The 13,461-nt window shown below is 42.2% G+C and carries 16 protein-coding genes and 1 tRNA gene; 5 read left to right on the plus strand and 12 right to left on the minus strand.

All coding sequences use genetic code 11. The features are described 5' to 3' along the window. The first annotated feature begins 101 nt into the window (after positions 1-101). From N2K84_RS00490 to N2K84_RS00505, 4 genes are all read left to right on the plus strand, one after another. Positions 102-695 (plus strand): LemA family protein, encoded by a 594-nt coding sequence (locus tag N2K84_RS00490; RefSeq protein ID WP_282589792.1) that lies wholly within the window; start codon positions 102-104, stop codon positions 693-695. Between the two features lie 10 nt (positions 696-705). Continuing rightward, complete coding sequence (locus N2K84_RS00495) at positions 706-1,146, plus strand: TPM domain-containing protein (RefSeq protein ID WP_282589793.1); 441 nt, start codon at positions 706-708, stop codon at positions 1,144-1,146. Between the two features lie 5 nt (positions 1,147-1,151). Beyond that, positions 1,152-1,946 (plus strand): TPM domain-containing protein, encoded by a 795-nt coding sequence (locus N2K84_RS00500; protein WP_282589794.1) that lies wholly within the window; start codon positions 1,152-1,154, stop codon positions 1,944-1,946. 244 nt (positions 1,947-2,190) lie between these two features. Continuing rightward, complete coding sequence (locus tag N2K84_RS00505; protein WP_282589795.1) at positions 2,191-3,399, plus strand: site-specific integrase; 1,209 nt, start codon at positions 2,191-2,193, stop codon at positions 3,397-3,399. Between the two features lie 333 nt (positions 3,400-3,732). Here the strand turns inward: N2K84_RS00505 and N2K84_RS00510 are convergent, their stop codons facing one another. Both N2K84_RS00510 and N2K84_RS00515 read right to left on the minus strand, forming a co-directional pair. Next, on the minus strand, positions 3,733-4,701 hold the full coding sequence (locus N2K84_RS00510; protein WP_282589796.1) for a nucleotidyl transferase AbiEii/AbiGii toxin family protein: 969 nt from the start codon (positions 4,699-4,701) through the stop codon (positions 3,733-3,735). Next, positions 4,686-5,411, minus strand: coding sequence for a DUF6088 family protein (locus N2K84_RS00515; protein ID WP_282589797.1), 726 nt, complete (start codon positions 5,409-5,411; stop codon positions 4,686-4,688). The genes N2K84_RS00510 and N2K84_RS00515 overlap by 16 nt, the downstream gene beginning before the upstream one ends. 169 nt (positions 5,412-5,580) lie before the next feature. Here N2K84_RS00515 and N2K84_RS00520 point away from each other — a divergent pair, with 169 nt between their 5' ends. Further along, positions 5,581-5,982, plus strand: coding sequence for a Fic family protein (locus tag N2K84_RS00520; RefSeq protein ID WP_282589798.1), 402 nt, complete (start codon positions 5,581-5,583; stop codon positions 5,980-5,982). A 7-nt stretch (positions 5,983-5,989) separates the two neighbouring features. Here N2K84_RS00520 and N2K84_RS00525 read toward each other — a convergent pair whose 3' ends face one another. The 10 genes from N2K84_RS00525 to N2K84_RS00570 all read right to left on the minus strand — a co-directional run bounded on the left by N2K84_RS00525 (position 5,990) and on the right by N2K84_RS00570 (position 13,388). After that, positions 5,990-6,286, minus strand: coding sequence for a hypothetical protein (locus tag N2K84_RS00525; protein ID WP_282589799.1), 297 nt, complete (start codon positions 6,284-6,286; stop codon positions 5,990-5,992). A 5-nt stretch (positions 6,287-6,291) separates the two neighbouring features. Continuing rightward, positions 6,292-7,029 (minus strand): relaxase/mobilization nuclease domain-containing protein, encoded by a 738-nt coding sequence (locus N2K84_RS00530; RefSeq protein WP_282589800.1) that lies wholly within the window; start codon positions 7,027-7,029, stop codon positions 6,292-6,294. Continuing rightward, positions 7,026-7,334, minus strand: a complete 309-nt coding sequence (locus tag N2K84_RS00535; protein WP_282589801.1) for a plasmid mobilization protein — start codon at positions 7,332-7,334, stop codon at positions 7,026-7,028. Before N2K84_RS00535 ends, N2K84_RS00530 begins: the two co-directional genes overlap by 4 nt. 108 nt (positions 7,335-7,442) lie before the next feature. Next, positions 7,443-8,327: a toprim domain-containing protein gene (locus N2K84_RS00540; RefSeq protein WP_282589802.1), complete on the minus strand. Its 885-nt coding sequence runs from the start codon at positions 8,325-8,327 to the stop codon at positions 7,443-7,445. A 223-nt stretch (positions 8,328-8,550) separates the two neighbouring features. Continuing rightward, positions 8,551-9,756 carry a primase-helicase family protein gene (locus tag N2K84_RS00545; protein WP_282589803.1) on the minus strand — a complete coding sequence of 402 codons (1,206 nt, stop codon included), beginning with the start codon at positions 9,754-9,756 and terminating at the stop codon, positions 8,551-8,553. A gap of 3 nt (positions 9,757-9,759) precedes the next feature. After that, a complete protein-coding gene (locus N2K84_RS00550) occupies positions 9,760-10,071 on the minus strand; it encodes a helix-turn-helix transcriptional regulator (RefSeq protein ID WP_282589804.1) in 312 nt (103 codons plus the stop codon). 129 nt (positions 10,072-10,200) lie between these two features. Next, positions 10,201-10,869 carry a hypothetical protein gene (locus N2K84_RS00555; protein ID WP_282589805.1) on the minus strand — a complete coding sequence of 223 codons (669 nt, stop codon included), beginning with the start codon at positions 10,867-10,869 and terminating at the stop codon, positions 10,201-10,203. A gap of 378 nt (positions 10,870-11,247) precedes the next feature. Continuing rightward, positions 11,248-11,320: transfer RNA gene (locus N2K84_RS00560), tRNA-Lys, on the minus strand. 170 nt (positions 11,321-11,490) lie between these two features. Beyond that, complete coding sequence (locus N2K84_RS00565; RefSeq protein WP_282589806.1) at positions 11,491-12,267, minus strand: zinc ribbon domain-containing protein; 777 nt, start codon at positions 12,265-12,267, stop codon at positions 11,491-11,493. A gap of 23 nt (positions 12,268-12,290) precedes the next feature. Continuing rightward, entirely contained in the window at positions 12,291-13,388 is a 1,098-nt protein-coding gene (locus N2K84_RS00570; protein ID WP_282589807.1) for a Nif3-like dinuclear metal center hexameric protein, read from the minus strand. Between the last annotated feature and the right edge of the window lie 73 nt (positions 13,389-13,461).

Genomic DNA, 13,461 nt, shown 5'->3' on the forward strand with positions numbered 1-13,461 from the left:
CTAGCGACAAAATTGCGACATTCCCCGAAAAAATGGGGTATCTTTAAGGCAGTTTTGCAACATTTACAGCACGAATAAAAATCATTGAAAAAGTTAAAAACATGAAAAAAACATGGATTATTTTGGCCGTTATCGTGGTCGTGGCTTTGGTGATCTACTCATCGGTGAAAGGAACTTACAACACGATGGTTACCATGGATGAAGGAGTTTCAGCCAGCTGGGCACAAGTGGAGAATGTTTATCAGCGCCGGGCCGACCTGATTCCAAACCTGGTCAATACAGTAAAAGGATATGCATCGCACGAACGGGAAACGCTGGAAGGTGTTATTGAAGCCCGGTCAAAAGCAACTTCGGTCAATATTAACCCCGAGAATCTGACTCCGGAATCGTTGCAACAGTTTCAAGATGCGCAATCCGGCCTTACATCTGCCCTGAGCCGTTTGATGGTGGTGGTGGAGCAATACCCCGATCTGAAAGCCAACCAGAATTTTCTGGATTTGCAGGCTCAGCTGGAGGGAACCGAAAACCGCATAGCCGTTGAACGCCGTAAGTTTAATGAAAGCGCTCAATCATTCAATACCTTCATCCGCACCTTCCCCAAAAATATTTATGCCAATATTTTTGGATTTGAGAAGAAATCCTACTTCGAAGCAGAGCAGGGGGCAGAAAAAGCGCCTCAGGTAAGTTTCGACTAAAAAGAAGATCATGTCAGTACAAAGTTTTTTTTCGGAACAACAAAAGAAACAAATCACGGATGCCATTAAGGCTGCCGAGCTGAACACTTCGGGCGAGGTGCGTTTGCATGTGGAAGGCTCCTGCAAGGGCGATGTGCTGGATTGTGCGGCGTATTGGTTCGAAAAACTGAAGATGCACAAGACGGAACAACGCAACGGCGTTTTGTTTTATCTGGCGGTTAACGATCACAAATTTGCTATTCTGGGCGATGCCGGGATAAATGCAAAAGTGCCGGACGACTTTTGGGAGAACATCAAGGAGCACATGGTTGGGAGATTCAAGATGGGCCAGTTTTCAGAAGGTTTGGCTGAAGGAATATTGATGGCCGGGGAGCAGCTCAAAAAGCACTTTCCGTATCAAAAAGATGATATGAATGAACTATCGGATGAAATCTCATTCGGGGAAAAATGAAAAGAATGATCAAGCAATTTCTGTACATATTAGCCCTATTTATCGGATTTTCAGTTTCAGCTCAGGATATTCCGGAGAAGCCAAATCCACCCAGGTTGGTGAACGACTTTGCCAATGTACTCAATCCGCAGCAAGTTACTCAGCTGGAGGGGGAGTTAACTGAATTTGCACGACAAACTTCCACGCAAATTGTAGTTGTCACCGTACCCACGCTGGATGGTTACGATGTTTCCGACTATGCTTTTCGTTTAGGTGAAAAATGGGGTGTCGGGACAGGAGACCGCGACAACGGCGTGGTGGTTTTGTTTAAGCCCAAAACAGCCAATGAAAAAGGGCAGGTGTTTGTTGCAGTGGGTTACGGTTTGGAAGGAATCATCCCGGATGCCACAGCTAACCGCGATATTGTGAACAACGAAATGATTCCGCGTTTTCAAGTTGGCGATATTTTTGGCGGTTTGTATAACGGGACCAAGGTGATTATGGCCCTTGCGGCTCAGGAATATTCGGCCGGGGAATACCACGAGAAAGTAAGTGGTGGCGGAGGTGGCGCAGGCATCATTGTCGTTATATTTGCTATTATTTTTATCCTCTCCTTGTTTAGGCGAAGGCGCAGTTATTATACTGGAGGTAGTAACCTGCCACTCTGGTTGCTCATGGGCAGTATGATGAGTTCAGGCCACAATCGCGGCGGCTCTTTTGGAAATTTCTCAGGTGGTGGTGGCAGCTTTGGTGGTGGTGGCAGCTTTGGCGGCTTCGGCGGCGGTAGCTTTGGCGGCGGTGGTGCCGGTGGAAGCTGGTGATTTTAAAAATGAAAGAGTTGTAACTGATTGTTGCAACTCTTTCATTTTCCGGTCGGTCTGCAGGGATTCGAACCCTGGGCCCGCTGATTAAGAGCAAGTGTATTTTGTTTTTCATTTAACGTCATTATTTCTCATTTAACTGATTATGAGTCTTTTATGAAATTTCACTTTGTCAGTAATTCTTATTTAGCTACCTTTATTTGCTGATTTGTTGTACCTATGTTGTACCCAAACGACAATTAAAATGATTAGTATTAAGACAGTTCTGAGAAAGAAGAAATTATCTACAGGCAAATATCCTGTTTATTTAAGAATTACGAAAGACCGGAAGTCGATATTTTTCCGTACTCCTTATACTTCTTTAGAGAAAGAATGGGATGAATCGCAAGGCAAGTTCAATAAGCACTCACCTGACTATTTAAAGAAAAACAGGTTGCTCCTTAAGTTCATTGATAGGGCAACAAGTATTATCACGGATTTGGAGCAAGAAAAATCTGATTACACTTTATCCGATGTCGAAGTTGTATTACGCCTTAAAACCAACCCTGCTAATCGATCAATATTTCCATTCTGGGAAGAAATCATTTCAGAACAAAAAATGGCTGGTAGAACTGGGAATGCCCGGATTCACTCTGATACGCTTAAATCCGTTAAGAAATTTTCCAAAATAAAAGAACTAACCTTTCATCAAATCACGCCGGAGTTTTTAGAAAAATATGAATCCTGGCTACGCTCAAGAGGTGGTACAGATGGTGGAGTTGGGGTGAAAATGAGGTCAATCCGATCTGTTTTTAATACGGCGATCATAAGAGGTCGTATTAAAGGAGATATTTATCCGTTCAAAGCGTATAAAATATCAAAGCTTAAGGGCAAGGGAATCAAGAAAGCGTTGAGACTGGAAGATATCCAAAAAGTTGCACAACTGGACTTAAGTCAGCATCCGACTTTGATCGATATACGAAATTATTTTATCTTCAGTTTTTATACACGGGGGATGAATTTTGCAGATATGGCTACTCTCAAGTGGAGTAATATTTCAGATGGCCGGATCTATTATACCCGCTCCAAAACGAAAGGAAACTTTCAGATTAAGATACTTCCGCCTGTGCAGGAAATCCTGGATTATTACAAACCAAAACGAAATCAAACGGATTATGTTTTTCCAATACTACTGGAAAAGGATATGGCATTCTCCCACCTGGAGAATCGGAAATTCAAAACATTAAAGAGATACAACAAGCGGTTGAAAGAAATTGCGGCTTTATGCGATATCGACAAGCCTTTGTCGAGTTATGTTGCCCGTCATAGTTATGCTAACAGCTTGAAGCAAAAAGGTATCTCGACCGATATCATCAGCGAGTCAATGGGACACCAGAATATTGCGGTAACACAAGCTTATCTGAAAGAGCTGGACAACTCCCTGATTGACGACGCTATGGAAGTACTTTTGTAAACCGTTTTCGAAATGGATCATCCCGGAATTCTCAAACCTGTAAACACCGGCCTTTCATTTTCGGAAGATTTTCAAAAGGAAAAGGAATAAAAAATGAATGGGAAAATTGGGGGTGTTGATGCGGGGTTGCAAAAAGTTTTAACAGGAGCCTGCGCAGGTTAAGTCTTTTTGAAATTGGCCTGTGAAAAGGGAAAATCAACTCTTCCAATTTAGGAATGAATGGCTTTATGCCGGAAGCTTTTGAAAACCCGGAGAGCCTGTCTTTCGAAAATGGAAGCATCTTTGTGACAAGGTTTGAGGAGAATTTCCTTTGACAACCCGTACAATTATGTATCATTCAAACGCTTTTATGATCTTCCCAAAGTTTTGTGAAATCTCTCTTTCATCTGGTATTTCTGTAAATGCCAATAAAGACAACTCTTTTGTATACTGGGACTTTAAGATTTCCCAAATTTTATCAAAGTTGTTAAATATTGGGGACTCATTCATTTTCCTGGTATTCCATCCTTTAGGTTCGTCAAAAGCTCCTTGGTCATGGGTCAAAACGGTTTTGAAATCATGCATGAATTGCGATGATTCAAAATATCTGTAGCAATCTTTGTCATTCAATAAAAAGTATAGATCATAGAAATGGCGGATCTTTCCGGATAATTCTTCCAAATAATTTTCGGCAAAAGAGAAACGGATTAATGAAACCAGTTTTTCAATGAAAGTTTGATTGATATCTAATATGTTCACTTTGAATGGCTCAAGGCTATACTTCTTGATAAAATCTGTCTGGTTGTTTTTATGAAAGTACTCGCCAATCAGGCTTTGTATTTCCAATTTAGAATAGGGATAAGGATTTGCAAATGAATTAATTTCAACGATTAATGTATTGAGATAAGTTACCTGCTTCTTTGTCTTTTGTATTTCTGGATATTGATAAACAGATTTACGGAATCTGGAACCTTTGCTTGTTATTCCTTCAACTGTAGATTCAACAAGGTCCTGTGCAATTTCTTTTTCGACAGTTCTGATTAAGGTTTTTAATTGATTTCCCGAAGAATCAGCTAAGTCGATAACGGCAATATCCACATCTTCCGAGAATCGGTTAATCAATCTATATCCTTTTGATAAAGAAGTCCCTCCTTTGAACACAACTGAATCCACGTATCTACTTTCGGAAAGGCGTCTCAATACCAACGAGATCCAGTAGTCCTTTTCAATGAAAAAATCCCTGATGTTCAGGTTGTCAGCTGTTTCTTTTATGGCGCTTCTAAATAACTCAGGATGTTGGTGCAACATTAATGAATCCTCCATTTTTGTTTATTTGGTATGAGGTCGTTTGATGTGTTTATGTTAAAATAAGTTGTCGCCTTGAGGCTTTTATATAACATATCAGCCAGATCATTATAATTTAACTTTTCCAGCAGTGCTCCGGTTAGTGCACGGGCCTGGGAAGGATAGTTTAGTGACAAGTTGGTAAATGTCCTGACATCTTTTGGCGAAAGTTCCTTTATCAAAAACGTTAAACGTGTAAGTGACTGGTTGACTGTTGTGTCTGGAATATTTTTGATATACCGGATACAGTCCAGCAATTGCAACAAGTAAATATTATTGTTTGTAATAGTGTTCCATTGTCTGACAAATTTGATCTTATATCTTCCTCGTTGAATCTGCTTTTTGTCAAAATTTGTACCTATTTGAATTACATTTGATAGCTGTGTCGTCAATCCAAACCGATTGAAAATTCCATAACCGGTGATGTACCCAATGGGTTTTTGATTTTCGAATAAAAGGTCTTTGACAATTTCATACTCATCAGGGTTTAAATTTCCAACTATTCCCTTTTGAGGCTTATAAAAGCGACCTTTTGATAGTCGGTCAATTGTCCCTGCTTTAACAAGACGAAAAAGGGCCACTTTCAATGCACTTTCTTCATTTTGTTCAATGTTGAAGTCATCGTACCCGAACACATAGCCTTCTGGTAATTTCTCAATCTTGTTTCTAACTTTATCAACTACTTTCATATAACTAATATTCCTCATCAAAGACGACAAAAGTAACGTTTTTGCAGGTAAAAACGTTACATTTTGCGAGCTTATTTTTGAGCCATGCTTTTCATCTGCAGTAAAAAAATCCTAGGTTGTCTTTATCGAGTGCTTAATAATTAAGTATTGGTGAGCAAATGGCAAAGGCTTGGGCAGAGTACATATCCCTCTTGCAACTCTGCCAGCTAGCACAAGCAGTAATGACCAAGTTGATGACCATGATAAAATATTTGTAATTAATGAAATAAAGGACGTTGTGGCGTTGTCCGATAGTGTTAGTGACGTAGTAAATACAACTATTCATAACAAAGTCCCTGATGTTCTAGGTTTATTTTTAACTGCCCAAAAAAGAACCGAGCTTTTCGGGAAACTGGGAATAACAAACCATTCCAGTAACAGAAAAAGATACCTGGACCCGCTGTTAGACTATGCCTGGGTTGAAATGTTATATCCTGACAGAAAAGCAAGCCCAAAACAAATGTACCAAACAACAACATCAGGAAAGAGACTGTTAAAATTATTGACGGTCAGCAAGAAAAACCGGGATTAAATTAAATTTATACAATAAGCAGCCACACCACCTCCAACAATAAAAATACAATCACCATCCCAATCAAGATTAAAAACCATCTTGGCATGACGACTCTTTTCTGTAATGCGTTTTCATGATCTTTCATGATTTGCTCCAGCCTGCCGGTATTCAGGTCAACCTGTAGTTTGTTTTTTTTAAGTTCCTTGAGCTGTTTGTCAATTTCCGGGGCCACCGCTTTTATGTTTTCGGTGGTTTTATTAAGCTGTTCAATTTCACTGGTGAGAATGTCCAGTAGTTTCCGCTGTGATAAATTATCCCTCATGTTTTTCAGATTTTAATTCGGTTACGGTTTGTCCTGCTGTTTTGCCTGATCAGTTTCTGAAGGTTGGCAGCGCTCAATCCGCGGTGAACCGAGCTGGCTTTGATGGATTCTTCCCCGACCTGGAACTTCATGCCAACCACTTTGCCGTTCGAGGCTTGTTTCAGATGAGTTGTAACGCCTTCCTGCTGCATAAGCCGGGCATATTCAAAAATGTTACCCGGCTTTTGTTGCCAGATTTTTTCATGGGCCATGTCGATGGCCCGCCTCAACCTGTTTTCTTTTGCCAATTGTACTTCCCGGGCGACTGTCAGGTTCATTTCCCGGGCGATCCGTTCGGCAACACGCTGGGCTTTTTTGCCGATGTAGTTATCTTTAGTGGCCTTCCCTTCTGTATTGATCCGGTTCACATAAATATGCAGGTGCGTGTGCTGCCTGTCCTTGTGCAGGAACGAAATGCTCTGGTTGTCCGAAAGGTTCATATAACCAAGAAACGTTTCAGCGATGTTTATGAAGTCTGATTTTGTCAATCGGTTCCCGTCTTCACGCGAGGGGCTGAGGACGAACGAAAATGCATTCCGCTGGCACCGTGCATTCAGGTTCTGGAATACCCGGAATTCTTTGGCGATTTCAGTCCCGGTTTCACCAACAAGCCGGTAACGGCAGATCTCTTCTGCTTTGATCTTGTTCCTTGCATAATTGATTGCGTTGGAAATGTGCGATATGCTTTTGGCTTTCCCGATCATTGTTCAAATTTTTGAAGGTGCTGTCTGATCAGGGTGATGACTTCCTGCAGTTCATGCAGGATCATCTCGTTCTTGTAATAGTGCGGGCTTTTGATCAGGTTCGAGATCAATTTAAAGTTTCGGTGATAGGCGTGAAGGTTTTTATAAACCTCGAGTTCCTGCGGCGAAAAACGCAGGGTTACTTTTTGGTTCAGGGCGGCACGCCTGGCAAATTCACTGGTGCTCAACCCGGTCTCTCTGGCGGCCATGGCAACCGCTTTTTTTTCAATGTAGCTTACCCTGAAAGAAATGTATTGTGTTCTCATCTTATTACAAGTTTTTGTCATTAGGAAAAATCGTAGATTTTTCTCCCTTTGCGAGTTTAGGAGCAAAGCGAGATGGTCTTGTGCAACAAAGACACATCTCGAAATAGCTTACCGCAGATGTGTACAAAACCGCCTGGGACCGGTCACCAAAAGTTCGTTCATATCTTTTTTTGATGCATAAACCCCGGACAGATCCACGCTGCCCTTCACCTCTTCCAAAAGTTTTTGGGTTGCTTTTTTTCCGGCCATGTCGTTATCCAGGTACAGGCAGGTTTTGGAGTAACTTTCTGCTACCGGTTTGATCCGGTGGGCAAAAGAGAGGGAATTCAGGATCAGAAAATCAGACTTCAGCGGCAAGCCGGGATATAAGGTCAGCAGGCTGAAAAAGTCAAACATTCCTTCGGTAACCGAAAGCATGGTTTTCGATTTTGAAAACAAAGAATAGTTTTTCGGTGAGCTGGAATTTTTATAGTACGGGTTTCGGAGTTCCCAGCCGCCGGAAACATTTTGCAGGCCGATGGCAAAATAAGTCGAACCTTTCAACGAATAATACACCTGCCGGGCATATCTGGCAGCCCGGGATGGATCAACTTTCCGGCTGCGGAGATAGCTGATCAGCTCAGGGTGTTTTAAGGGAATTACGTTTTCGATTTTGATTTCATCTTTCGGTTTCAACACGGCAAAAGGATTTTGCTGTTGAAAAGAGAAAGATGGAATCATGCCATTTAAAATGTTCAGCGCCTCCCGGACACTGCAGTTGTTATTCAGCCTGATCACCAAATCGATTATATTACCACCAACCCCGGCTCCGTGATCATACCACCGGTTAAGTAGTTTCGATACTTTAAATGAAGGGTGGGTTTCGCTTCTGAGCGGGCTGAGATACCAGGCTTCTTTGTGGTTTTCCTTTGCTGGGGCGAACCCGCTTTTTCCCAGAAATTCAATAATTGATATTTTCCTGGCTGTTTCACATGCTGATTTTTCTGTTCTCATTTCTGCAAACTTTTTCAATTGGATAAATTTTCTGAAATTTTTGATGAAATGATGAGACACAGGCCGAAAGCCTTTCCCTGCAAGGGATTCAGTCCTCATCATTTTTTCATCATTTCATCATTTTGTTCCCGGTAATTTTTCGTTTTCTCATCATTTTTCATTTTGATGAGCCTTTGATGAGTTATTGATGATGAATTATCTTTCTTATTTTCAATAGCATATACTATTCTCTCATCAATTCATCAAAATTTTCAAGTAAAAAGTCCCTTTTCACGGTATAGAAGCGCCCGGTGCCGGTTTCGCGGCTGATCTCCCCTTTACCCCAGAGGATAAATTTTTCATAGGAGAGTGAGTTTTCCCTGGGCGTCAGTTGCCAGTCTTTTTTGAGGATCCTGCGGATTTGGGTCAGGTCTGTCTTCACCTTGGTCTGGTTGACAGCATACATGGCATCCAGCGGGCAAAAATCGATTTCATCCAAATCGTATTGGTCCATCACTACCAGCAGGATATTGGCCAGCTCCTTTTCAACCCGGCTGCGGTTATGTTTGATAAGGTTCAGCAGTGCTGTTGTCCTGATTTGCTGCGGGAGAAACCACATCCGGCTGCTTTCTTCGGTACTGAGCTTCCTACTGCTCAGATAAAACAGGAATGCCGGAATTTCTTTGACCAGTTTGCCTAAAAGTTGCGTATCCTCCGTCTTCAGTTTTGGAATTTTTCGTACCCAAAACCGTTCTTCCGCAGCATCGATTTTAATGAAATTGTCCTCGTTGTTGCTGCAGAGAATGAACTTTCCGAAAAATTCAATTTCGACTTTATCCCTTCCTTTGGCTTCCAGCTTGTTGTAATTGGTTGTGCTCAGGTACTTGATCCGTTCGGTCAGTTCTTCCTTGTTGAAAAGGACTTCATCGATACAGATCAGCAGTTTATTGGTCCAGTCCGAATTGAACTGGCTGCCAAAATTGTCGTTGGTCAGGTAGGTGAGGTTATTTTCAAAGATGGCTTTAAGCCATTTCAGAAAAGTACTTTTCCCAGTTGACCGTTCCCTGGACACCAGGCAAAGGATAGGCAGGATATGCACCGGTTTTTGGTAAAGTAGCTGCAGGTAATCCAGCCCCAGTTCGTACTGGCTTCCGAAAATGTGCTTCACAAAGAACAGGGAAACGGGTGTTTTTCCTTCTTGCAGCAAGTGGCTCAGCGGGGAATAGCGGTTATAGAAACCGGAATAAACCTGCCGGTAAGCCAGATGCCCGGGGATGCAGGTAAACCCGTCGTACCGGGGAATCCGCCCGATAAAGTCCTTGCCATAGTCCTGCTTGATGGTATCAATATTCCAGGGGACCAGGATTTCGTTGAAGTCACCGGCAATGGTCGGCGCATTGACTTTCTTGAAATAGCAGGTCCCGACCCGGATGTACTGCATCTTGTCCATGACCTAAAAACATTGGCCCGGTTTCCTGTTGCGGGAAAGGGAGTGGTTAAATGCTTCTTCCGTTTCCAAATCTTCCTGGGAAAACCCCATCAGCCATTCATCGATGTCTTTTTTATAGAAAAACTTCTGGCGGATGTTGGCATTATTCCCGGTTGGAATCTGGTTTTTGCTGAGCAGCTTGTAAATCTTGCTTTTCGAAAGCCCGGTGTACTGCGACAGGTCTTCAACATTAAAAACCGCTTTGTTTTGAAACAAAAGGCTTTTGATCTGTCTGAGTTCGACCAGTACCTCTTTTGAAAGAATTTCATTTTCCATGATTGATACTTTTGATGATTACTGATGTTGCCAGGTGCAACAAATTGTCATCAGCGAAGATAGGATCGCATTTAATTGATCATCAAGAAGGTATCTGGAGTTACGGGAAGATTACGGGAGAAATACCGTCTATTTTCGAAGTGTTTTCTGAAAAGGCTCCAGGTTGTTTTGGAATTCCTCTTCTTTTTCATTGACCAGTTCCGAAAAACGGGAGTTAAAACTGGCCCGGTTTACCGGTGATCCATTCAAAGTAAAGTTGGCTTCAATGAACTGAAAGAGCATTTCTTTTTGTTCTTTTTTGAAATCTTTGATCCCGCCAATAATCAGTAAATGAAGGATTCTTAGCAGCTTTTTGTAGTCGGCAGCAATCCGGTTATCGGAAATCAGTTTGAAGTCAATTTTACTTTTGGGCTGAAGGTTATTGAGCACAAGGTTCATGTTCTCACGGTCCGTTTCTGAAAAGCCCAACTCCGAAATTAAGATGCCGTTCATATTGGAGCGGGTGAAATGAAAGCAGGAATTTGGCTCATTCCCCTGCAAACGTTTTGCTTCGTGGTGAGCGCCAATCAAAAACAGCAGGATAAACAGCACCAAAACCGTGGCGGCTGAATAAATAACTACGCTTTGGACGGCAAAACCAAAACCGAAAAATACAGCCAACGCGATCACCAGGAAGAACACCAAAAGAGACACAATAACAGAGGTGTGGTTTCGGAAAATCCGGTAATAAAGCAGTCTCCTGACCCTTAGTTTCAGTAGGTACAAAATTTGGCCGGTTTTACGTATCAACGTTTCCATTTCCTGTTTCTTTGTTTTCAGCAGCGTGTTCTGACGGATTAAACTTAATAAATAAAGCAGATGCAATCAAAAGAAAATTGTACAGGGGGTGCAGTTTGGTGCAATTTGGGTTGAATTGGGTGGGAGAAAATTTGGGAATGATCGGAAATAAAAGAAAGGGTCCAAATCATATGTAAATCTTTTTAACCGATGACGGAGGAAATGGAAATTATAAAGAATATTCTACAAGCAATTAGTTTAAAATAATTTATCAGAGAAAAATGCAATCACTTTTTGTCCACTCTTGTATTCTTTTGGAACGTTCTTTTGTTGTACCTATGTTGTACCCGCTCTAAAAATAAAAAGCCTTTCATCTCTGGAAGGCTTGATTTTATTGGGTCGGTCTGCAGGGATTCGAACCCTGGGCCCGCTGATTAAGAGTCAGCTGCTCTACCAACTGAGCTACAGACCGGTTTTTGTGCTTCCAAAATTAAGGTTTTACCAATGCACGGTCAAATAAAACCCGGCTAAAATAAGGACACAAACCCAAGATATGTTGTCATAAACGAGTTTCGACGACTGGAAAAAGAAAAAGGCCATCTGTAGGAGACGACCTTTTCGATGTATTTTGTGGATTTGAATTTAATCTTCGGCGCCAACTTCCACTTCCATGATGTCCTTGTCCACCAGGATGCGGCCACAGTATTCGCAAACAATAATTTTCTTGCGGTTGGCAATGTCCATCTGGCGTTGTGGCGGGATTTTATTGAAGCAACCACCGCAGGCATCACGCTGAACCGTTACAACGGCTAAGCCATTGCGGGCGTTCTTACGGATCCGTTTGAAGGCTGTCAGCAAGCGCGATTCGATCATATCTTCGATTTTTTCGGCTTTGCTTTTCAGTTTTTCTTCTTCAATTTTCGTTTCGGCGGTAATTTCATCCAGCTCTTTTTTCTTGCGGTCGAGATCCTCTTCGCGTTCTTTCAGCTGGGTTTTCGACGAGTCGATCGCTTCTTTTTTAGTGAACAATTCAGCGGTGAATTCACGGATCCTCTTTTCGGAAAGTTCCATTTCCAATCGTTGAAATTCAATTTCCTTGTTCAGCGAATCGTATTCACGGTTGTTACGCACATTGTTTTGCTGTTCGGTATATTTGGCAATCAGGGCTTCCGATTCCTTGATGGCCGCTTTGCGGTTGGCAATCGATGTGTCCAGGTTTTTGATATCGTCTTCGTAATTGCTGATCCTGGTTTTCAAGCCGGTAATGTCGTCTTCCAGATCTTGTACTTCCAGCGGAAGCTCACCACGGAGCGTTTTAATTTTGTCAATTTCCGAAGCAACAGTCTGTAATTCGTAAAGCGCTTTTAGTTTCTCACTAATAGGCACGGTTTTGTCTTCTTCGCGATACTGTGTATTCATATTTGAATGCTGTTATTTCTGTTTCAAATCAAGTAGTTAATCGGGTTGGTATTGATGGCCGATAAACGGATGGCAAATTTAGGGAATTTTTTTGTAAGTAATTCATAAAAAACTTCTTTAGTGAATTGCTCACTCTCGAAGTGACCGATGTCTGCCAATACAATTTTTCCTTCCGCTTCGAAAAATTGATGGTACTTCAGGTCGCCGGTAATAAAAACAGTTGCCTTTGAGCCAATGGCCTGTCGGATCAGAAAACTGCCCGAGCCACCACATACAGCTACTTTTTTAACTTTTTTATGGAGTAGCGGACTGTGCCTGATTACGGACGACTGAAATTCGTTTTTTGTAAATTGAAGGAATTCCATTTCATCCATCGGCTCCGCTAATTCGCCGATCATGCCCATGCCCGCCAGCGGAGATTCATTGTCGAGCGGATGAATGTCGTATGCGACTTCTTCATACGGATGATTGGCCAGAAGCGCCTGAATGATCTTTCCCTGCAAATGTGCCGGAAAGATGGTTTCGAACCGGGTTTCTTTTTCTGTGTGAAAGTTGCCTTTCTCACCCACAAACGGCTTGCTGTTTTCGTTTCCTCGAAAACTGCCAATGCCTTCGAGCGTGTATCCGCAGGAGTCATAGTTGCCCACGTGTCCGGCACCGGCCTCAAATACTGCTTGCTGCACCTTTTCAGCCTGATCGGTTGGGATGTATGTGACCAATTTTTTTAGTTGACCTTTTATGGGTGACAGAATCTTGCAATTGATCAGGCCCAGCTTTTCGCAGATTTTGCTGTTCACTCCGCCCATTACGCTGTCGAGGTTGGTATGGGCTGCATAAATCGCTACGTCGTTTTTGATAGCTTTGATGAGGCAGCGTTCCAGCTCGGTTTTGCCGTTGAGTTTTTTTATTCCACCAAAAATTAACGGATGGTGGGCGATAATCAGCTTGAACCCACCGGCAATTGCTTCATCAACAACAGCCTCGGTTACATCGAGTGTAATCAGTGCGCTGTCCGCTTCGTCGGTTGGCGCTCCTACCAGTAAGCCGGCATTGTCATACGATTCCTGATATGCCAGAGGCGCTATCGATTCGATAAAGGAGGTAATTTCGCTTATTTGCATGATTTCGTTCCGGGTTTCAGGTTCCAATGATCAAAAAATGATCATCATGACAATGATTGACTAAATAATCAAT

The sequence above is a fragment of the Gaoshiqia sediminis genome, from assembly GCF_025907915.1.
GTDB classification, from domain to species: domain Bacteria; phylum Bacteroidota; class Bacteroidia; order Bacteroidales; family Prolixibacteraceae; genus Gaoshiqia; species Gaoshiqia sediminis.

Excerpts from the sequence above, each read along its gene's own strand:
- N2K84_RS00490 (WP_282589792.1), top strand. The coding sequence starts at position 102 with ATGAAAAAAACATGGATTATTTTGGCCGTTATCGTGGTCGTGGCTTTG.
- N2K84_RS00495 (WP_282589793.1), top strand. The coding sequence starts at position 706 with ATGTCAGTACAAAGTTTTTTTTCGGAACAACAAAAGAAACAAATCACG.
- N2K84_RS00500 (WP_282589794.1), top strand. The coding sequence starts at position 1,152 with ATGATCAAGCAATTTCTGTACATATTAGCCCTATTTATCGGATTTTCA.
- N2K84_RS00505 (WP_282589795.1), top strand. The coding sequence starts at position 2,191 with ATGATTAGTATTAAGACAGTTCTGAGAAAGAAGAAATTATCTACAGGC.
- N2K84_RS00510 (WP_282589796.1), bottom strand. The coding sequence starts at position 4,701 with ATGGAGGATTCATTAATGTTGCACCAACATCCTGAGTTATTTAGAAGC.
- N2K84_RS00515 (WP_282589797.1), bottom strand. The coding sequence starts at position 5,411 with ATGAAAGTAGTTGATAAAGTTAGAAACAAGATTGAGAAATTACCAGAA.
- N2K84_RS00525 (WP_282589799.1), bottom strand. The coding sequence starts at position 6,286 with ATGAGGGATAATTTATCACAGCGGAAACTACTGGACATTCTCACCAGT.
- N2K84_RS00530 (WP_282589800.1), bottom strand. The coding sequence starts at position 7,029 with ATGATCGGGAAAGCCAAAAGCATATCGCACATTTCCAACGCAATCAAT.
- N2K84_RS00535 (WP_282589801.1), bottom strand. The coding sequence starts at position 7,334 with ATGAGAACACAATACATTTCTTTCAGGGTAAGCTACATTGAAAAAAAA.
- N2K84_RS00540 (WP_282589802.1), bottom strand. The coding sequence starts at position 8,327 with ATGAGAACAGAAAAATCAGCATGTGAAACAGCCAGGAAAATATCAATT.
- N2K84_RS00545 (WP_282589803.1), bottom strand. The coding sequence starts at position 9,756 with ATGGACAAGATGCAGTACATCCGGGTCGGGACCTGCTATTTCAAGAAA.
- N2K84_RS00550 (WP_282589804.1), bottom strand. The coding sequence starts at position 10,071 with ATGGAAAATGAAATTCTTTCAAAAGAGGTACTGGTCGAACTCAGACAG.
- N2K84_RS00555 (WP_282589805.1), bottom strand. The coding sequence starts at position 10,869 with ATGGAAACGTTGATACGTAAAACCGGCCAAATTTTGTACCTACTGAAA.
- N2K84_RS00565 (WP_282589806.1), bottom strand. The coding sequence starts at position 12,267 with ATGAATACACAGTATCGCGAAGAAGACAAAACCGTGCCTATTAGTGAG.
- N2K84_RS00570 (WP_282589807.1), bottom strand. The coding sequence starts at position 13,388 with ATGCAAATAAGCGAAATTACCTCCTTTATCGAATCGATAGCGCCTCTG.